The sequence below is a fragment of the Cytophagaceae bacterium ABcell3 genome (genome assembly GCA_030913385.1).
Lineage (GTDB): Bacteria > Bacteroidota > Bacteroidia > Cytophagales > Cytophagaceae > ABcell3.
In genome coordinates this window covers 764815-783253 of sequence record CP133159.1, presented here as the reverse complement: position 1 = coordinate 783253, position 18439 = coordinate 764815, and the positions used below count along the sequence as shown (strand labels likewise).

Below are 18439 nucleotides of genomic sequence, written 5' to 3'. Positions count from 1 at the left end.
ATTGCTGTTCTGGGTTGGGGTTTTCTGTAGGTTAGAATTGAGGGCCAATGCAGCTTTTTGCAAATTATGATTTCGCAGTTTTGGGTTTATAAGTTAAATCTACCGCCTCAATTTTCGATTTTTTGACCTTTTAAAGCTGTTTTTGTTGCCGTATAGGCATACCTTTCCCATTGCCACCAATGTGGCTGTGTTTTTAATTGGTTATATAGTCCAGGGACTTTTTCCAGACAGGAGGGCCTCTTTTGTTTATGACACCAATCGGGATCAACGCTTCTTCTTTGCAACAAGGGCAAACTTTTGGGTTGTAGGTTTCCAGGGTTCGTACCTCCTTGGCTTTGGTGATACCTTTTTCCAGTTGTCCTAATATCTCCGGAATGCTTGTCTTTTTGGAGGAGCTGCTCAAAATGCCATAATGCCTGATGCGCATAAAGCCTCTTGGCAGGACATGCATAGAGAACCTTCGTATAAACTCCATGGCATCAAGTTCCATCTCAAGCTTTTTGGCGCCTTGCCGGTAATCCTTATACCCGAACGTGACGGTGTCCTTTCCTACTTCCCTGATGCGGTGATTGCTTATGGCGATCTTGTGGGTGTACCTTCCGAGGTATTCCAGGACAGCTTTGGGATGCCCAAATGGACGTTTGGCATATATGACCCAATCTTTTTCAAAAAGAGAGTTTGTTAGGGCTTTATTTAAGTCCGGAATCTTTTGTTTCAGCTTCTCGACATATTTTGCCCTAAACACCTTGCTCATGGCCTTTACCGGAAAAAAGGTATTTGGCCTTGCGTTTTCCTGACTTCTTTTTTCCTTTTGCCGCTTTCCACTTTCCCTGTTTTGTAAGCCCGCCCCCCGGGACGATACAGTGCAGGTGGGGGTGCAGGGACAAGGTCTGCCCCCATGTATGGAGGATCGAAACCATACCTGCCTTTGCCCCCAGGTGTTGAGGGTCTGAGGCAAAAGTGGCCACTGTTTCCCAGGCGGCCTCAAACAGTGTGTCATACACTTCCTTGGGCTTGCCCATTGCCAAACCGTTCAGTGCATCTGGCAAGGTGAACACCACATGGAAATATGGTACGGGCAAAAGCTCCCCCTCCCGTTTTCGGATCCAATCTTCCCGGTCAAAATCATTACCGAAGCGGAAGCACTAAACAGGAATTAAAAGGTGCTGCGCTTGACAAATTTTTGTTGCAAAAGAAAGGTAAAAGATGGGATGGAGTTCCAGTGCCGAATATTTCAACAAAGGACCTCAAACAAGAGACATTTGATTTTTTTCGCAAACGAGCTTTAAGAAGCCAAAGAATTGATGAAGAAACTCTATCTGACAGCAACGACCACCTAATTGATAATCTTCAGCTTAAAGAGGATAAATTTCTTAAACGTGCGGCAGTTCTGCTATTTCATTCTAACCCGGAAAAATTCTTTACGGGGCATACATTAAAATTGGCTATTTTGAATCTGACAGCGATTTGAGGTTTCAAGATGAAATTCATGGAAATCTTTTAGAACAGATTGAGAAGAAAACTGAATTGCTTTTTACAAAATACATCAAAGCATTGATAAGCTATGAAGGTATTCACCGTTTGGAAACCTTTGAATACCCCAAAGATGCAATCAGAGAAGCATTACTCAATGCTGTTGCTCATAAGGACTATTCAGGCGGGACTCCTATTCAAATCAGTGTTTACAAAGATAAAATAATGATTTGGAATGAAGGACAACTTCCTGAAAATTGGACAGTTGAAACACTTTTGGACAAGCACTCTTCAAAGCCATTTAATCCTGACATTGCAAATGCACTTTTTCGAAGTGGATATATTGAACCCTGGGGACGTGGCATTGCTAAAATGACAGAACAGTGCTTTAAATATGGACTTCCTTCACCCTTATTCTTTTTCAAGAGTTCAGGTTTTTGGGTAGAGTTCAGAAAAGATATTTACAATGAAAAACACCTGCAATCGCTTGACCTAAACGAGCGACAAGTAAAAGCAGTGCTGTACACGAAAGAAAAAGGGAAAATCACCAACAGCGATTATCAGGCTTTGAATGAGATTTCAAGAGAAACGGCAACAAGAGACTTAAAAGAATTGATTGATAAACAGCTGATAAAACCAAGTGGGCAAAAGGGAGCAGGAGCATTTTACACGCTAAATTGAATTGCGTCATAATTGCGTCAATTGCGTCATAAATAATATGGCAGACATTAGTTGCAAGGTCGATGAACAAAAACACCAGCTGCCAATCGTGTAGACGGCTCTGCCAGCTAAAAACTGACAGAGTGCGCCTCAGATGATATAAGAGCGTCTCGCCCACCCTACAAGCCGACACGTCGCTAAAAATCTCCACCGGAGATTTTCTTTACGCTCTGTCCTCTAACGGTAAGCCATCCCGATAGCTATCGGGACCACTTGCTAACAGGCTTCACCAACTTGTCCGCCAGCTGGCGGAGATCCAGAAAGTATTCGGGACAGGCATTACGCCCGGTATGGGCATCTGGTATCTTCGATACCAGATGCCCATACCGGGCGCACACAATGTGTAGCCAATACTGGGACTGAGGCTTGTAAGTCAAACGTTTTCTCTCTATCCTTCTTTTCTGCCGGTGGATAGGAAACTGCTTTAAAATCCCCAGCATCGGCTACACTCACCGTTACCCAACATTCAAAAAAAGCATTCTCCCTAATAAAAACTTTTTCTTTGATATTTGCGTTAAAGTAATAACTTTGTAATTACTATGGCTATGAAAACACAAATTATCAAAATTGGGAATTCAAAAGGACTTAGGCTCAGTAAGGCAATCCTCGATAGATATAACATCAAGGACAATGTTGAATTAATCCTTGAAGAAAATCAGATTATTTTAAGGCCTATCGATGAACCAAGAAAAGGATGGAGGGATGCCTTTAAAAAAATGGCCGAAAGGGGTGAGGACAAATTGATTATAGATGATGTATTTGATGATGAAAATTTTGATGAATGGAAATGAAGCAATATTCAATTGTTCTGGTCAATCTTGACCCCACCATCGGCAGCGAAATTCAGAAAACCAGGCCTTGCGTAATAATTTCACCAGATGAATTAAATGATTATTTAAGAACAGTTGTTATAGCTCCTATGACTACTAAAAGCCATAGTTATCCTACCAGAATTAAAGTGAATCATAATAATCAGGAAGGATGGGTTGTAATTGACCAAATCAGGACAATTGACAAATTAAGAATTATAAAAAATTTAGGAATGCTTTCTACCGGAGAAATTGCAAAATGTAAAAAAGCTATAAGCGAAACATTTGTGGAGTAAAAGAAGTGAACGTTGAGTAATCGTGTAGACGGCTCTGCCAGCCAGAATAACTGACAGAGTGCGCCTCAGATGATATAAGAGCGTCTCGCCCACCCTACAAGCCGGCTCATCGCTAAAAATCTCCACCGGAGATTTTCTTTACGCTCTGTCCTCTAACGGTAAGCCATCCCGATAGCTATCGGGACCACTTGCTAACAGGCTTCACCAACTTGTCCGCCAGCTGGCGGAGATCCAGAAAGTATTCGGGACAGGCATTACGCCCTCTGGAATAATATGGTACCTTAGATACCAGATGCCCATACCGGGCGCACACACGAGGCTATAATCTATGGCCGGTGTGTAGGTAACGGAAACTTTTCTGCTTTTCACTATCTTTATCTCGGGCGGATATTGAAGCTATTTTAAATCGGCCACAGATCATAGCCCAAACGTTGTGCGTCATGCTAGTAAAACCAATCTAACTTTAAAAATGTAAATTATGTGGCAACCATTACTAAATGTAAACCAACTACGTTTAAGACAAGTTGTTTATGAAGGTAACTTTCAAAACGAAACAATTTATATTGTCACAATGATTGGACAACTATTTTTCATGGTCCAGGTAATAGAACAGAATCATAATCAGTTACCAGAAGATCAACAGATAGTACTTCCGCTTCGCACTCAGGGCATTCCATATTATGGATGTGAAATATGGACTGAATAAATTGCTTGTCATGGCTATGAAGTTCTCTTTTTGATCGGATACCGAACTTGTTTCTCCTTAAATTCCGATATTTCATCCTTCAACTTTTTATTGGCACTGTTCAGTAACTCATTTTGATGCTTCATGATGCTTAACAAATCGTGCATAGCGTTAAGATTTTCTAATTGTGTGTATACAATTTGTTCAAAATCATCTTTCGTGTATCTTCTGCTCACAATTTCAAAAATTTAAATTTGAACGAACAATACAAGCGCAAAATAAAATTACATTAATGTAATGTTGATTATCATATTTAACTTCCATTTATGATAAAATGAGTTTCATTAGTGTAAAAAAATATTGCATTTTATACCTTTATCGGTATGAACGAACGAATCAACAAGATCAAAGAGGTTTTGGTACGAAAAGGTGTAAGTCAAAAAGAGTTGGCTACCCGGCTAAACAAAAATGAACATACCATTTCTAATTGGTGTATCAATAAATCTCAACCTCATTTAAAAGAATTGAAAAAAATTGCTGAAATCTTAGAAGTAGATATTTGTGATCTTCTTGTTTCAGGCAATGACAAACCATCATTATAAATGACCCCCGAAAAGTTCAAAGAAATATTGCAAAAAGGCGAGGGCATTGAAATCGAGTTCAAAACCTCTCAATTTGAACTGAACAAAGATGCCTTTGAATCTATCTGTGCCTTTCTCAATCGCAGAGGCGGGTATTTACTGCTGGGCGTGAAGAATGATGGAACAGTTGAGGGTGTGATAGAAGATTGTGTTCAGGACATTGTCAATAACATTATTACCAATGCCAACAATCCGCAAAAGCTGAGTCCACCGTTTTACGGGTCACCGTATTTTTCTGGGGATTTAAGCAAAAAGCTTAGAGAGCCTGAACAAGAAAAACCTGGTATCTACAACGCCTCTTAAGTTTGCCCTGAAGAGCTTTATTTTTGAATTAAAAGATTCCGCATTTGCATTGGTAGATCTATTGTCAAAGAAGTTTAGAATATTGCTCATATGGTTGCTTACTGTATTTGCTACCGTTAAAAATTCTTTAATTTCCATCTCATGAGTTTTATTGATCCATTCATTAAACTTTTTTTCAGCGGAAATTTTTGTGTTGCTTTCATATATTAGCCTAAACTCAAGAACATGGTCATAAGCTTTTTTGAGGTCTGGATAATTTTCAAAAGCTATGTTGGCTCTCTGCTCTTGGCTTTGAGTCCAATCAGCTTTCTTTTTGGCAAAGACATACCTGCAGCGGGCCAAAAGTTGCTTTGGGGTGTCCCCATTGGGCAATAAGGGTGCTTTATACCTAACGCCATTCTTTTTGGCAGCTTCGATAGCCTTGTTTTCCATATCTAGTTCAACCCATCTTTGATTGACCCTTATATGTTGTAGAGCCTCCAGGGCCAGCCTTACTACATGAAAGCGGTCTGTAACCAAATTTGCCATGGGGAAACATGTTCTTGCGGATGACTCCATGTTTTTTGCCATGTCAAGGGTTACTTCCTTTACTTTATTCCTTTGTTCCAGAGGGATTTTCTCCAGAACTTGTATGATATTTGCCGACAATGTGCCTTTTACAGAAGCTACCAAAGAGCCTCTTTTGCCTCTCCCGTTTTTATTGGTAATAAAAGTGTACAACTCTCCTTTTGACAGTGCAACTTCGTCTATACTGAGATGCTCTCCGATATTGTCCGGAAAGACCAAATAGTCTTCTGCATGCTCTTTTTGTTCCCACTGCTTAAACCCACTGCTTTTCTTCTTATAGTGCCTCCTCAACAAATCCCCTTTGACCTCATAATAGCTGCCAATGTTACCAATGGTATCTTCGCGGGTCTCGACCTGTACCTTTTAAAAAATCTGAAAGCTCTTGAGTGATTTTAGAGCCTTCAGCTACAAATGAATAGTCATTGTAAACTATTTTGTTCTTGCATGTTTTATGCCTCCACCTTCGTCGCTTAAATTCAAGATAAACGGCTTTTCCCCTTATAGGGAAATCTTGCACAATTTTAGGTTCATAAAAACCTTTAGACTCGTACTCTTCAGGATTATGTTTTCCTAATAGCCGGTTCTGCTCAATGAGGTTGATTTTATAAAAGGATCTTTTGCTGTTCAGGTCACATAGCTCTATTACAGCTTCTATTTCAAAAAAATCTAGTATGCCTTCCGGCAAAAAAGGGGCAATAATGTTTTCTTTCATCTTGCCTTAAAATTAACAAATCAAACCAAAACTCCCCAACTTTTACGTGTGAGCCCGTTTTACCTGTCAACGCAGGTGGTCGACTTTGAAGACAAGAAAGTGATTTATGTATATGTACCGGAAAGCTCACAGGTATACAGCACCAACGGAAAGATATTCGACCGGAATGAGGACGGGGATTTTGACATTACTCGGCAAACCGAACAAGTCACCCAACTGTACCTGCGAAAACAAGCCACCTATTCTGAAAGCCGGATTTATCCTTACCTGAAACTTTCCGATTTTAAACAGGAATTGTTCAGTTGTGTCCGCACATTGGCCAAAAACGAACGGTCAGACCATCCCTGGTAGGACATGACAGATGAAGAACTACTACGTTCAGCCGGACTGTTCAAGCACGACCATCAAACCGGAAAAGACGGTTATACACTGGCAGCCGTATTGCTGCTCGGAAAAGATGAAGTCATACAGAGCGTATTGCCTCACCATAAAACGGATGCTATTCTCCGGGTAGAAAATGTAGATCGCTATGATGACCGGGATGATATTCGTACCAACCTTATAGAAAGCTACGATCGGCTCATGGTTTTTGTGCGGAAACATTTACCGGACAAATTTTATCAGGAAGGTGAACAACGCATCAGCCTCCGCGACCGCATTTTCCGTGAAGTAGTCGGAAATCTGCTAGTCCACCGGGAATTTGCCAATGCTTTTCCGGCCAAACTCATTATTGAAAAAGACCGGGTATTAGCTGAAAACTGGAATCGTCCCCATGATGGTGGAGTGATTGATCCGGCCAACTTTTCACCTTATCCTAAAAATCCAGTGATCGCCAAGTTCTTCAAAGAAACTGGCCGGGTAGACGAACTGGGTTCAGGCGTTCGGAATACCTTCAAATATTGTGGCATTTATACTCCGGGAACAAAACCGGAATTTATTGAAGATGACATTTTCAAGACGATCATTCCGTTGAAACCCAAAGATAGAACTACCCAATTGACTACCCAAAACACTACCCAAATGACTACCCAAATCATTTCGGAGAAAATTATTGAACTACTCAGACAACATCCGTCTATGAGCAGAAAGAAGCTGGCGGAAGCATTGGGTGATATAACCGAAGATGGAGTTAAATACCATCTGGATAAACTGAAAGAAGAAGCAAAAATTGAACGCATTGGTGGAACAAGGGGAAAATGGAAAGTATTATGAAACGATTTCGGTTACCAAGAAAAATCAAAAAATCTTTAAAAGGGAATCTTTGGTTATACCCTACCGATGAAAAAGGAAATTCATTGATGGCGTTTCCTACCAAATCTCAGGAGGATTATGCAGCACTTAAAAAAGGGATTGTACGAAATCTGATCGATCCGAAAAATTCCAAAGCAAGAAGGAAAGCGTTTAGAGAAAAACTTGATAAAGAAACGATTGTTTCGGATGAAGAATTAAAGCGTTATGTAGATGATATCATCCGGGAAGACCTTCGAACTTCATCATATAATATCTTGATAGCGGCAAAGAATAATCCAAAAGCAATTATTGCTTACTACAACTTTGTTAATGTTTATCAATTATATGAAAGAGGAGACGAGTCTTATGGAAATATATGCTGTTTGTCTCTAGATAAAGCAGAAGAATTATTAAAAAAGAAGAAGAAAAAGAAATAAAGCACGAACGCACAATCGTGTAGACGGCTCTGCCAGCTAAAAAAACTGACAGAGTGCGCCTCAGGTGACATAAGAACGTCTCGTACCTCCCCTACAAGCCGGCTCATCGCTAAAAATCTCCACTGGAAAATTTCTTAATGCTCCGCCCCTCACGGTAAACCATCCCAATATTAAGGACCACTTGTTAACAGGCTTCACTAATTTGTCCGCCAGTTGGCGGAGATCCCGAAAGTATTCGGGACAGGCATTGCACCCTCTGGAATAATATGGTATCTTCGATATCAGATGCCCATACCGGGCGCGCGCAGTATAATATATATCAGAGGGGGTGAGCATTGTTAATCAGGCTGTTTCTCTTTACCTTCACATTTTAGCGGTGGATAGGAAATTACTTAAAAATCTCCAGCATCTGTTACGCTCAACGTTAGCAAAGATAAAAAGAAAAAGAAAGTAGCTTTTAAGTTAAATTTTTCGTTATTTAATTAGGTAAAGAGCTTAACGCCATGATTAGAAAAACAAAATTGATAAAAACTCTTGATGACCTTCCTGAAGAATTTTCTATAGATGAACTTGTGGATAGATTAATCATAATTCAAAAAGTGGAAGAGGCACAAAAACAATCTCAAGAAGGATTGAAATATTCAGAAGACCAAGCAAAAAGCATGATAAAAAAATGGTCCAAATAATATGGATTAAAAGGGCAATTCAGGATTTAAATGATATTGCTGAATATATAGCGAAAGATAGTCCGAGATATGCTGATTTAACGATTGAAAAGATATTTGATAAAACCCAAATATTAAAAGAATATCCTGAAATGGGGAGAGTGGTTCCTGAAATTAATGATAATAAAATAAGGGAATTGATTTCGGGACGATATAGGATAATTTACGAGATTAAAAATTCCGAATTGATTGAAATCCTAACAGTAAACCACAGTTCAAAGCTACTAAATTGATAATTACGCCTGCTAATCAATCTAGACAGCTCTGCCAACTAAAAAAACTGGCAGCGTGCGCCTCTGCCTACCGAAGGTAAGCCTGCCGTTGCCGGCATCACAACTTTATCCCGCCACAGGCGGGATAACCGTACCCGATAGCTATCGAATTTTATTCTTTTAACCCTCATAACCAGATCTAATGCATTATCCATGTTAAATAGGAGCAAAACCAACCAGAGTTCAAAAAATATTTTTATCTCAACCAAAAAAATCATAAAAATAAAAAGAAATTAAACTAACTTTAGAATTTAATAGCCGGAGGCAAATAGAGCTTCTACGAATAACAAGTGAAATATTTTCTTTTAGGTGTCCTTGTTGCTATTGCTTTAGAAGCGACCGCACAGAATCAATTTATTGGGATTAAAGGTGGTGTAAATCATACAAATGTTAACTTTCGCGACCTTGATGCTCAACCAAACTTCAGGACTGGGGTTTCTGCTGGAATGACTTATGAATACTTATTAACAGACCGCTTTTCGCTTGGGGTTGATCTCATTTATAACCAACGTGGATATACTGAAGACATTATCTTAACGGATTGGAACGGCAACATGTTGATTCATGACTTAATAAGATACAACATTGATTACGCTTCAATACCGATAAAAGTAGGGTTTAATACAGGAAATAAGCTGTATGCTTTTACAAATGTAGGGCTAATCCCCTCTTTTCTGGTATCTGCAACCCTAGTCGAACCCAGGTTTACCTCTCAATGGGGTCAAGTAAGAACCACTGGCACTGATAGACATAATATCACCAGTGAGTTGGCAAATTTTGATTTGGCAGGCTTTGCGGAGCTGGGGGCAGGTTATAAATACATGAACAATTATTGGTTGTTTACGTCATTCTCTTACCAAACAAGTTTCAATTCCTTTGCAAACCCTAAACACCACCAAGGTAATAGAATAACACACTATGGAATGACACTTTCCGTAGGCATGAAATACTTGCATTAAATTAAATAGGGTTACCCATTTAGACATCCAAAGTGTTATTAGCTTACTTAGGCTCGCTAAGTTACTTTTTGCCTCGCCGGCAGGGCCTTACTTTTTTTCTTAGACAAAAAAAGTAAGCAAAAAAGTCAAGGCCTGTGATGAAATTTGCTAAACTTTATAACCATTACGCTATCCCGATAGCTATCGGGATGAAACTCACCCTCCTTGCGTCGGGCTTAAACAGCAAATTTTTTGGCCGCTTCACTTAACGCAATTTCATCAATGGCCGCCTTATTTTCTAACAATGGCACATACAGCCATTTAATGAAGACCGTTTAAAGCAATATAAATACAAAAAAACTTAATAGTTCCTAGAGACTTAAATGGGTAATCCTAAAATTAAAAATGCGTCCGTTCACTTGGTCGTTACCCCCTGCTACGAATTTTCCCGAAAGGGCTAAGCATGCTACTTTAGCCTTTTTCTTAAGAAATGATATTGTTTTCGCGGTGTCCCCATACCTATGACAGCTTTGTGTAATGCAAAAAATCGGGTTTATTAATAACTGGAATCTGATGCAACAGTTATTCTCTAAAGGAGTAAAATGAATGAACGGAAAATTACTGACCGTAGGCATATTGCTGTTGCAAGCGTTATGTGGCCAAGTGTTTGGTCAAAACAACGGTTTTAACAGGCAACAAATACACCAAGATCTTTACTGGCTAAGGTACCACAACCGTATTTTCTTGTCTGACAAATGGGAGTGGCAAGCTCATGCCGATGACCGCAGGCATTTCTATCCAAATGTGAGGCACCATTTTTTGTTTAGAGCGCAACCCTTCTTTCATATTAGTGAAAATGTTTCCTTGTCACAGGGCTTTGTATATGCTATGCAGCACCCTCATGAACCAATGAATCTATCTGAGCTTGCTGTACCTGAATTACGGCCATTTCAGGAAGTGGTGGTAAAGAACGACCTTGGGGAATGGCAGATTCGGCACCGCTACAGGCTGGAGGAAAGGTTCTTTCGAAGGGCAGATGATGAGCGGTTGTTAGCAGGCTACAATTTCAATTGGAGGGTAAGGTATCAGTTACAATTGCAAAGACGACTGTTTAAGTTAAACCAATCACGGGGTGTACACTTTAGGATTGCAGAAGAAGTAATGATTAACATGGGAAGGAATGTAGAATACAATGTATTTGACCAAAGTAGGTTTTCGGCTGCTTTTTTTGTCAACCTAAGCGACCATTTCGACCTTGAGCTAGGGTATTCTCATTGGTACCAACAGTTGAGGGATGGAGAATCCTTCTTTAACAGAAATATCTACAGGATGACCCTGTACCACAACATTGACTTGAGGCCCTAGCTACTCTTTGCGGAAAGACAAGCCCACACGGTTCACCTCGCCAAAAGAAGCGGGAATATCGCCAACAACAAACAAACTCTTCTTTCTTAACTCCCTAATGGTATAAACTTCTGTTCGATCGTTAGCATCAAAAGAAAGTTTGAGTTCAGTTTTATCATTGATAAACTCCCACGACCCTGTATAAGCCCTATGACTTTCTCTCTTTCTATAAGACGGTTCACAATAGTTAGACGTTTCCTTGATTTCAAAACGCTGTTCCATGTGCATCTTTCCAGACTCCTCAAGAATCAAATCCCATTTTAAGAGCTTATCAGCTCGACGCAGTACCCTTTCTTGGTTGCCATTGCACACCACCTGCTCAAAAACCTCTATAATTTCAGCATTTTCACCATCAATGTAATATCCCTCTATAGCCCAATTGCCAGTAATTCTGGTTTCTGGTGAACGAAGGCTTACCAGTGGACCGTCTTCATATTTTTTACAACCGGTAATTGTTATGAAAAGCAGTGCCAAGATGAAGAAGTAATTTCTCATTGTAAAAAAGTAAGTAAAAGAAACATGCTAAAAACTAACCTGTCCTGCATTTTGTTTTACTATTTGTAGAATACTAATTTTACTTTGATAGATTTATCAGATTGAAAGAACCTATGGCCTAAATAGATACAATGAAGGATATATTGCATTTTCTGGAAGAACTCAAAGAAAACAACCATAGAGAATGGTTTCATGGGCAAAAAGAAAGGTACACTGGCTGTAGAGATATGTTCATGCAGTTTATAGCCTCTCTCATTGCAGGCATAGGCGACTTTGACCCTATGGTGGCACTGCAAAGCCCGAAAGACTGTGTGTTTAGGATTAATAGAGACATCCGCTTTTCGAAGGACAAAACACCATATAAACTTCATTTTGGGGCTTTTATATCATATGAAGGCCGAAAATCTACCGGCCCTGGATACTATGTCCATATACAACCAGGCAAAACGTATTTTGGAGCAGGTGTTTATGCCCCTGAACCAGCAAAGCTCGCAGAAATCAGAAATACGCTGGATGAAAACGGACAAGCACTCTTGGACATCATTAACGCTAAGTCATTTAAGGACTTTGAATTGGAAGCGGTAAAACTGAAGCGGATGCCAAAAGCCTACCATGATACCCATCCCTTTGCAGATTTGCTTAAATACAAGAGCTTTTTTGCTGGCAAACAGTTTTCTGATGAGGAAGTTGTCTCCGAAAATTTCCACGCCACCCTTATTGACACAGCCAAACGGCTGCTGCCTTTTAACAACTTTTTCTATCAAGGGCTGAATATTGCTTAAAACAGGCATTTCAAACTACAAGGCTTAATCGGCAAGCCTGTTTTGGTCCTGTAAAATATTTATTTTCTCTTCTTTAATATTGAATCCAATTTTTTCATTCACCTGAATTGCAGTATCGGCTGGTACCCTAACCATCAAACAACATGTCTCTTTGGGATGCTCTACCTCTATAATGATTTGTTTTTGATCGCCCAGATAGGTTACCGACTTGATTCTTCCCCGGTAAGGGCTTTCTGAATAGGAGCAAACATCAATGTTTTCCGGGCGTATGGCCATAATGACTTTACCTGGGGTATGGCATGGACAAGGTATAAAGCCTACAGGTGTTTTTAACCCTCCATCCTCAGGCGTGGCATTTAGAAGGTTTGTTTTGCCAAAAAAGTTTGCCACATAAGTATTGGCAGGCGTGTTATAAACTTCTTCAGGATAACCAATCTGTTGAATTTCACCGTCTTTTAAAATTGCTATTCTATCAGCGGTCGAAAGTGCGTCTTTCGTATCGTGGGTAACAAATATTGCCGTTGTGCCAGATGTTTTAATGATATTTCTTATCTCTTCCCTTACCTGGTCCTTCAGGACACCATCGAGATTGCTAAAAGGTTCATCCAGTAAGATCAGACCCGGGTTGGGAGCCATGGCCCTTGCAAGGGCTATACGTTGCTGTTGTCCACCAGAAAGTTGATGGGGGTATCTTTTTTCATAGCCACTCAAGCCCACAAGTGAAAGACATTTTCCCACCCGTTCTTTCTTTTCCTTGCCAGAAAGCTGTTTAATTCCAAAACCTACATTTTCAGCAATGTCCATATGCGGGAATAAGGCATAATCTTGGAAGACCATGCCGACTTGTCTTTTTTCGGGAGAAATAAAATTTCTTTTTCCAGCTACACATTGGTCATTAATAAATATCTCTCCATCATCAGGATCTTCAAACCCAGCAATCAGCCGCAAAAGGGTACTCTTTCCGCTACCGCTTTCGCCAATAAGGGCAAGAAGCTCGCCCTTTTCCACTTCCAGGTTAATATTCTTCAGCGCCCAAGGGCCTTTGCTGGAATACTTTTTAGATAGCGTATTTATTTGCAGGATATTCATTTTTTAGTTCCTCCGGAAATGAGGTTGCTCAATATAATGATAGGAACAACCCCTGTTGCTATAATAATTAAAGCCGGGATAGCAGATTCGGCTATCATTTCATCACCGGCCAATTCAAATGTCTTCGTCGCCAAGGTGTTGAAGTTAAAAGGCCGCAATATCAATGTCAAAGGAAGCTCTTTTAAGACATCAACAAAAACCAATAATGCACCACTCAGCAATGCTCCCTTAATAAGCGGAAGATGTATTTTTGTTAACGTTTTAAATGGTCCAGCACCCAAAGACCTAGAGGCCTCGTCGACACTGTTGCCAACTTTCTTAAAGCCTGCATCGATAGGGTTATAAGCTACGGCCAAAAACCTTACTAAATAAGCGAAAAGCAAAGCAAAAGATGTTCCAGTTAACAGAAGGCCATAAGCAGAGCCGGTTAGGTCTTCCAAAAGAGGCACCAAACTCTTGTCCAAGAAAAGAAGTGGCACCATAACCCCCACAGCAATAACAGCGCCTGGAATGGAATAACCCAGCACCGAAAACCTGGCCAAGGTTTTCATTGCCAGCGATTGATTTAGTTTTACAGAATATATCAATACGGTAGCTGCGAGCAAGCAAATGACAGAAGCGGCTACCGCCAAGGAGAAACTGTTTATGATAAGTTGCAAGAACTGCCAGTTAATGACTGAAGAGAACGTGCTTGTTGCCCAGACGAACAATTGTATCAAAGGCAACAGAAACCCAAAAAACAAAGGGGTAAAACATATTACAAATACCACTGTTTTTTGCCATCCTTTAAGCTGGTATGGACGCAATGGTTTAGGAGTTGCATTGCCATCGTCATATTTGGCTTGTCCACGTTGATACCTTTCAAGTAAAATTAAAGTTAAAATAAAAAGCATTAGAATGGCTGAAAGATATACTGCAGCATTAAAATCACCCAGCGATAGCCAGGCCCTGAAAATACCGGTTGTAAAGGTAGAAACACCAAAGTACTTAACAGCTCCGTAATCATTGAGGACCTCCATTAGCACCAAAGTCAATCCACCTATTATGGCTGGACGGGTTACAGGAAGCGCTAATTTAAAGAATGTGGCATAAGAACCGGCGCCTAACATCCGCCCCGATTCTAATATCGTCCTGGACTGACTGGTAAAAGATGCTCTTGCGATTAAATATATATAAGGGTATAGGACAAATGACATGATCCATATTACACCATATATATTCATTACATCTATGCTAACATAACTACCGGTAATTGCCTTCAGTGAGGTCTGAAAAAAGCCTGTAAAATCGGCAATACCTGCATAGGTAATGGCTATGATATAAGTCGGGATGGCCAAAGGAAGGATTAACGCCCACTCAAATATTTTTTTACCTGGAAATTGACATGTGCTGACAAACCACGCTGTACTTATTCCCAGCAACAGGCTAAGCAGCCCTGTGCCCACCATGATAGCAACAGAGTTGACAATATAGTCTTTTAAAACCGTAGTGCTTAAATGCTGCATTGTTTCGCCAGGCCCTTCAAGGATACTCACGGCAATGGTCAAGATAGGCGTAGCAATAAGCAGTACAATCAAAAGCGCAAAGGCCATCCATATAGTGAATGACCTGCGCAGTTTGTATAAATTATTACTTAGTATAGTTAGCAAACCAGTTATATTATTTCCACCCGATTTCATCCATGAGAATGACGGCTTCACGATTTTTTTCTCCTAACACACTCAGATGTGTGGTATCTGCCTTGAATGTTCCCCACGACTGAAGCAAAGTAGACCACTGAACATTTGTGTTTACAGGATACTCATAATTTTGATCTGTAAATATTTGTTGTGCTGTTTCGCTAGAAAGGAATTTCAGAAATTTGACAGCGTTGTCTTTATTAGGTGCATGGGCAGCAACTCCTGCTCCACTTATATTAATGTGTGTCCCGTACCCTTCCTGATTTGGGAAAAAGACACCTGTTTTTTCTACAGCGGCTATTTCTTCAGGGTTTTTAGATTCTAAAAGCTTACCAAGATAGTAAGTGTTAACAATAGCCACATCGCCAAGGCCTGAAGCCACGGCTTTTATTTGATCTCTATCATTCCCCTTAGGTGTTCTGGCAAAGTTACTTGTAAGCCCTTCGGCCCATGTTCTAGTTTCTTCTAACCCTTTATCTGCAATAACAGAAGCAACCAATGACTGATTGTATACATTTTCAGAAGAACGTGTCAGTACCCGACCTTGCCATTTTTGCTCCGCAAGTGCCTCATAAGTGCTAAGCTCTTCTGCTTGTACTTTGTCCTTATTATAAACTAGTGCCCGCGCTCGATAAGTAAAGCCAAACCACTTATTGTCGATGTCCCTAAAAGCAGAAGGAATATTTTTTTTCAAGATTTCAGAATCAACCGGTTGAAGCAAACCTTTAGAGGCCGCACTTTGCAAACGTCCTGCATCAACAGTAATAAGTATATCGGCAGGTGAACGACTGCCTTCCATTTCCAGCTTTTTGATAAGCTCGTCTGCACTTGCGCTTACCACATTAACTTTAATGCCAGTTGTTTCTGTAAACTTTTCAAAAAGCAACTGATCTACATCATAATGTCGATGCGTGTAAACATTTACTGCATTATCCGAAGATTGAGTATCTGTTCCTGAATTGCATGATGATAGTAATACCGTTGCTAATATTAAACTATAAAGAAGTTTTAGTGTAGAGGACATAGTTTTTGGAATTGATAGCCCAAATTTAACAATTGTTTAGGATAAATCTTATTAACCGCACAGATCTAAAACGAATGTTAAATAATATTTATTTACATAAACCCCTTTTTGCGGATGATAATTCACATAGAATATTTACCTCCACCTTTAACTTGAGCTAGCATGTTCAACATAAACGAAATAGCATAAAAAAAGACCTGCAAGCAGGTCTTTAAAATTATACATCGGCGTAAAGCTCTTCCCGTTGTTTCTTGATATATTCATCATTTACATAGTCTTCATAGCTCATAAGCTTATCCAATATGCCATTTGGTGTGATTTCGATAATCCTGTTAGCGATGGAGTTGACAAATTCAAAGTCATGAGAGGTAAACAAAACGTTTCCGGAAAAGTCTTTCAAACCATTGTTTAGGGCAATAATGGATTCAAGATCCAGGTGGTTCGTAGGTTCGTCTAATACCAAAACGTTCGCTTCGGAGAGCATCATTTTTGAAAGCATGCACCGCACTTTTTCACCTCCGGAGAGTACGCTTGCCTTCTTTAAGGACTCTTCTCCCGAAAACAACATCTTTCCTAAAAAACCACGTACGAAGCTTTCATCCTTTTCTTCAGAATATTGCCTTAACCAATCAACCAAATTTAGGTCAGTATTGAAATACTCTGAATTGTCTGCTGGGAAATAAGATTTATTGATGGTTATTCCCCATTTAAAACTTCCGGCATCGGCTTTATCCTTGTCATTGATAATATCCAACAAAGCAGAAATAGCTAATGAGTCTTGGCTTACAAAGGCTATTTTATCGTCCTTGTTGACAGTAAAGGATACATTATTGAAAAGGGTCTCTCCATTCTGGCATTTCGAAAGCCCTTCTACAGTAAGGATTTGATCGCCGGGTTCTCTTTCTGGTTTAAAGATAACAGCAGGATATTTTCTAGACGAAGGTTTAATGTCTTCAACTGTGATTTTGTCCAGAAATTTCTGTCTCGAAGTTGCCTGACGTGACTTTGAAGCATTGGCGCTAAACCTTGCAATAAATTCCTGAAGCTCTGCACGCTTTTCTTCGGCCTTCTTGTTTTGGTCTGCCCTTTGCTTGGCGGCCAACTGACTTGTGTGGTACCAGAAAGAGTAGTTACCTGTAAACAACTGTATTTTCCCATAGTCAATATCTGCGATATGCGTACACACCTGGTCAAGGAAGTGCCTATCGTGGGAAACGACAATTACCGTATTTTTAAAATTATATAAGAAGTTTTCCAGCCATCTGATAGACTCTATGTCAAGGTGGTTGGTAGGCTCATCGAGCAATAGGATGTCAGGGTTACCAAAAAGTGCCTGTGCCAAAAGCACTCTTACTTTTTCATTGGGCTCAATGTCCTTCATCAAAGAATAATGAATGTCTTCTTTAATACCTAAGCCACTAAGCAACTCTGCAGCTTCCGCTTCAGCATTCCAGCCGTTCATATCGGCAAATTCGGCTTCAAGCTCAGAAGCTCTTACACCATCTTCTTCTGAAAAATCAGGCTTGGCATAAATGGCGTCTTTTTCCTGCATAATAGCATAAAGCTGCTTGTGTCCCATAATGACAGTTTGAAGAACAGGGTGCTCGTCAAATTCAAAATGGTTCTGCTTTAAAACAGCCAACCGCTCACCTGGAGTAATTTCCACACGCCCTGACTGCGCATCTTGTTCTCCAGATAATACTTTAAGAAAGGTAGATTTCCCTGTACCATTTGCGCCAATGAGGCCATAACAGTTACCTGGGGTAAATTTTATAGTAACGTCTTCAAATAAAGTTCTCTTGCCAAAACGGACAGTAAGATTACTGGTACTGATCATAGTTAAGTATGTAAGGTATAATGATAACTTAGTTACAAAATTAAACTTCTTAAAGGGAAATAAGAAGTTATTGGGATTTATTATTCCCTCTGATGTAAAAAATTAACTAAGGAATACGCATTAGGGTTCGTAATGCGACGACAAAAGAACAAAGATTCCACATATTTTTAGAAAGAATAGCTACATAACAAGCGAGGAAATGCGAGCAACACATCGTAAACTATTACGGCGGAACCACTGATATTTATTATAAAAATGAAGCGTCTACCACGGTGAAAATAACACTTCCTGAATTGGAAACTGTAGGCCCTATGTAGAGGT

At 39.9% G+C, this 18439-nt stretch carries 24 protein-coding genes; 14 read left to right on the top strand and 10 right to left on the bottom strand.

The genetic code is table 11. The features are described 5' to 3' along the window. Positions 1-193: 193 nt before the first annotated feature. Together RCC89_03350 and RCC89_03345 are read right to left on the bottom strand one after the other, a co-directional pair. Positions 194-754: a transposase gene (locus RCC89_03350; protein WMJ72207.1), complete on the bottom strand. Its 561-nt coding sequence runs from the start codon at positions 752-754 to the stop codon at positions 194-196. After that, positions 738-1082: a transposase gene (locus RCC89_03345; GenBank protein ID WMJ72206.1), complete on the bottom strand. Its 345-nt coding sequence runs from the start codon at positions 1080-1082 to the stop codon at positions 738-740. Before RCC89_03345 ends, RCC89_03350 begins: the two co-directional genes overlap by 17 nt. Between RCC89_03345 and RCC89_03340 the strand changes: the two genes are divergently transcribed. The 4 genes from RCC89_03340 to RCC89_03325 all read left to right on the top strand — a co-directional run bounded on the left by RCC89_03340 (position 1070) and on the right by RCC89_03325 (position 3298). Next, positions 1070-1471, top strand: a complete 402-nt coding sequence (locus RCC89_03340; protein ID WMJ72205.1) for a hypothetical protein — start codon at positions 1070-1072, stop codon at positions 1469-1471. The two genes, RCC89_03345 and RCC89_03340, sit on opposite strands and share 13 nt — an antisense overlap. Next, positions 1468-2154, top strand: coding sequence for an ATP-binding protein (locus RCC89_03335; protein WMJ72204.1), 687 nt, complete (start codon positions 1468-1470; stop codon positions 2152-2154). The genes RCC89_03340 and RCC89_03335 overlap by 4 nt, the downstream gene beginning before the upstream one ends. 584 nt (positions 2155-2738) lie before the next feature. Further along, positions 2739-2984 (top strand): AbrB/MazE/SpoVT family DNA-binding domain-containing protein, encoded by a 246-nt coding sequence (locus RCC89_03330; GenBank protein WMJ72203.1) that lies wholly within the window; start codon positions 2739-2741, stop codon positions 2982-2984. Then, positions 2975-3298 (top strand): type II toxin-antitoxin system PemK/MazF family toxin, encoded by a 324-nt coding sequence (locus tag RCC89_03325; protein ID WMJ72202.1) that lies wholly within the window; start codon positions 2975-2977, stop codon positions 3296-3298. The genes RCC89_03330 and RCC89_03325 overlap by 10 nt, the downstream gene beginning before the upstream one ends. Before the next feature lie 720 nt (positions 3299-4018). Here the strand turns inward: RCC89_03325 and RCC89_03320 are convergent. Further along, positions 4019-4219, bottom strand: coding sequence for a hypothetical protein (locus tag RCC89_03320; protein ID WMJ72201.1), 201 nt, complete (start codon positions 4217-4219; stop codon positions 4019-4021). Between the two features lie 147 nt (positions 4220-4366). Between RCC89_03320 and RCC89_03315 the strand changes: the two genes are divergently transcribed. Further along, a complete protein-coding gene (locus RCC89_03315) occupies positions 4367-4585 on the top strand; it encodes a helix-turn-helix transcriptional regulator (protein WMJ72200.1) in 219 nt (72 codons plus the stop codon). Continuing rightward, the gene (locus tag RCC89_03310; protein ID WMJ72199.1) at positions 4586-4927 is read left to right on the top strand and encodes an ATP-binding protein; all 342 of its coding nucleotides are present in this window, start codon (positions 4586-4588) and stop codon (positions 4925-4927) included. Here the strand turns inward: RCC89_03310 and RCC89_03305 are convergent. Both RCC89_03305 and RCC89_03300 read right to left on the bottom strand, forming a co-directional pair. Next, positions 4868-5788: a transposase gene (locus RCC89_03305; GenBank protein WMJ72198.1), complete on the bottom strand. Its 921-nt coding sequence runs from the start codon at positions 5786-5788 to the stop codon at positions 4868-4870. The genes RCC89_03310 and RCC89_03305 overlap by 60 nt on opposite strands. 31 nt (positions 5789-5819) lie before the next feature. Beyond that, complete coding sequence (locus RCC89_03300; GenBank protein ID WMJ72197.1) at positions 5820-6206, bottom strand: hypothetical protein; 387 nt, start codon at positions 6204-6206, stop codon at positions 5820-5822. Between the two features lie 48 nt (positions 6207-6254). On the opposite strand from RCC89_03300, the gene RCC89_03295 reads away from it, so the two are divergent. From RCC89_03295 to RCC89_03265, 7 genes are all read left to right on the top strand, one after another. Next, positions 6255-6557, top strand: a complete 303-nt coding sequence (locus RCC89_03295) for a hypothetical protein (GenBank protein WMJ72196.1) — start codon at positions 6255-6257, stop codon at positions 6555-6557. Positions 6558-6560: 3 nt separating this feature from the next. Then, a complete protein-coding gene (locus RCC89_03290) occupies positions 6561-7418 on the top strand; it encodes a hypothetical protein (protein ID WMJ72195.1) in 858 nt (285 codons plus the stop codon). Further along, positions 7415-7873, top strand: a complete 459-nt coding sequence (locus RCC89_03285) for a hypothetical protein (protein WMJ72194.1) — start codon at positions 7415-7417, stop codon at positions 7871-7873. Before RCC89_03290 ends, RCC89_03285 begins: the two co-directional genes overlap by 4 nt. A gap of 503 nt (positions 7874-8376) precedes the next feature. Next, on the top strand, positions 8377-8559 hold the full coding sequence (locus RCC89_03280) for a hypothetical protein (GenBank protein ID WMJ72193.1): 183 nt from the start codon (positions 8377-8379) through the stop codon (positions 8557-8559). Then, positions 8547-8831: a type II toxin-antitoxin system RelE/ParE family toxin gene (locus RCC89_03275; GenBank protein ID WMJ72192.1), complete on the top strand. Its 285-nt coding sequence runs from the start codon at positions 8547-8549 to the stop codon at positions 8829-8831. Before RCC89_03280 ends, RCC89_03275 begins: the two co-directional genes overlap by 13 nt. Positions 8832-9160: 329 nt before the next feature. Continuing rightward, positions 9161-9829: a porin family protein gene (locus RCC89_03270; GenBank protein ID WMJ72191.1), complete on the top strand. Its 669-nt coding sequence runs from the start codon at positions 9161-9163 to the stop codon at positions 9827-9829. 585 nt (positions 9830-10414) lie between these two features. Continuing rightward, positions 10415-11173 (top strand): DUF2490 domain-containing protein, encoded by a 759-nt coding sequence (locus RCC89_03265; GenBank protein ID WMJ72190.1) that lies wholly within the window; start codon positions 10415-10417, stop codon positions 11171-11173. On the opposite strand, the gene RCC89_03260 is transcribed toward RCC89_03265, so the two are convergent. Next, positions 11174-11707 carry a hypothetical protein gene (locus RCC89_03260; protein WMJ72189.1) on the bottom strand — a complete coding sequence of 178 codons (534 nt, stop codon included), beginning with the start codon at positions 11705-11707 and terminating at the stop codon, positions 11174-11176. It lies immediately after the preceding gene. Between the two features lie 131 nt (positions 11708-11838). Here RCC89_03260 and RCC89_03255 point away from each other — a divergent pair, with 131 nt between their 5' ends. Then, complete coding sequence (locus tag RCC89_03255) at positions 11839-12489, top strand: DUF2461 domain-containing protein (GenBank protein WMJ72188.1); 651 nt, start codon at positions 11839-11841, stop codon at positions 12487-12489. A gap of 24 nt (positions 12490-12513) precedes the next feature. Here RCC89_03255 and RCC89_03250 read toward each other — a convergent pair whose 3' ends face one another. From RCC89_03250 to RCC89_03235, 4 genes are all read right to left on the bottom strand, one after another. After that, on the bottom strand, positions 12514-13578 hold the full coding sequence (locus RCC89_03250; protein WMJ72187.1) for an ABC transporter ATP-binding protein: 1065 nt from the start codon (positions 13576-13578) through the stop codon (positions 12514-12516). Beyond that, positions 13575-15278 carry an iron ABC transporter permease gene (locus RCC89_03245; GenBank protein ID WMJ72186.1) on the bottom strand — a complete coding sequence of 568 codons (1704 nt, stop codon included), beginning with the start codon at positions 15276-15278 and terminating at the stop codon, positions 13575-13577. Before RCC89_03245 ends, RCC89_03250 begins: the two co-directional genes overlap by 4 nt. Continuing rightward, positions 15238-16281, bottom strand: a complete 1044-nt coding sequence (locus RCC89_03240; protein ID WMJ72185.1) for a Fe(3+) ABC transporter substrate-binding protein — start codon at positions 16279-16281, stop codon at positions 15238-15240. Before RCC89_03240 ends, RCC89_03245 begins: the two co-directional genes overlap by 41 nt. 217 nt (positions 16282-16498) lie before the next feature. Beyond that, on the bottom strand, positions 16499-18118 hold the full coding sequence (locus RCC89_03235) for an ATP-binding cassette domain-containing protein (GenBank protein ID WMJ72184.1): 1620 nt from the start codon (positions 18116-18118) through the stop codon (positions 16499-16501). Positions 18119-18439 lie beyond the last annotated feature (321 nt).

Coding starts and splice junctions, on each gene's coding strand:
- RCC89_03340 (WMJ72205.1), top strand. CDS start 1,070: ATGGTACGGGCAAAAGCTCCCCCTCCCGTTTTCGGATCCAATCTTCCC.
- RCC89_03310 (WMJ72199.1), top strand. CDS start 4,586: ATGACCCCCGAAAAGTTCAAAGAAATATTGCAAAAAGGCGAGGGCATT.
- RCC89_03260 (WMJ72189.1), bottom strand. CDS start 11,707: ATGAGAAATTACTTCTTCATCTTGGCACTGCTTTTCATAACAATTACC.
- RCC89_03265 (WMJ72190.1), top strand. CDS start 10,415: ATGAACGGAAAATTACTGACCGTAGGCATATTGCTGTTGCAAGCGTTA.
- RCC89_03235 (WMJ72184.1), bottom strand. CDS start 18,118: ATGATCAGTACCAGTAATCTTACTGTCCGTTTTGGCAAGAGAACTTTA.
- RCC89_03325 (WMJ72202.1), top strand. CDS start 2,975: ATGGAAATGAAGCAATATTCAATTGTTCTGGTCAATCTTGACCCCACC.
- RCC89_03285 (WMJ72194.1), top strand. CDS start 7,415: ATGAAACGATTTCGGTTACCAAGAAAAATCAAAAAATCTTTAAAAGGG.
- RCC89_03250 (WMJ72187.1), bottom strand. CDS start 13,578: ATGAATATCCTGCAAATAAATACGCTATCTAAAAAGTATTCCAGCAAA.
- RCC89_03300 (WMJ72197.1), bottom strand. CDS start 6,206: ATGAAAGAAAACATTATTGCCCCTTTTTTGCCGGAAGGCATACTAGAT.
- RCC89_03280 (WMJ72193.1), top strand. CDS start 8,377: ATGATTAGAAAAACAAAATTGATAAAAACTCTTGATGACCTTCCTGAA.
- RCC89_03240 (WMJ72185.1), bottom strand. CDS start 16,281: ATGTCCTCTACACTAAAACTTCTTTATAGTTTAATATTAGCAACGGTA.
- RCC89_03315 (WMJ72200.1), top strand. CDS start 4,367: ATGAACGAACGAATCAACAAGATCAAAGAGGTTTTGGTACGAAAAGGT.
- RCC89_03275 (WMJ72192.1), top strand. CDS start 8,547: ATGGTCCAAATAATATGGATTAAAAGGGCAATTCAGGATTTAAATGAT.
- RCC89_03350 (WMJ72207.1), bottom strand. CDS start 754: ATGAGCAAGGTGTTTAGGGCAAAATATGTCGAGAAGCTGAAACAAAAG.
- RCC89_03330 (WMJ72203.1), top strand. CDS start 2,739: ATGAAAACACAAATTATCAAAATTGGGAATTCAAAAGGACTTAGGCTC.
- RCC89_03255 (WMJ72188.1), top strand. CDS start 11,839: ATGAAGGATATATTGCATTTTCTGGAAGAACTCAAAGAAAACAACCAT.
- RCC89_03290 (WMJ72195.1), top strand. CDS start 6,561: ATGACAGATGAAGAACTACTACGTTCAGCCGGACTGTTCAAGCACGAC.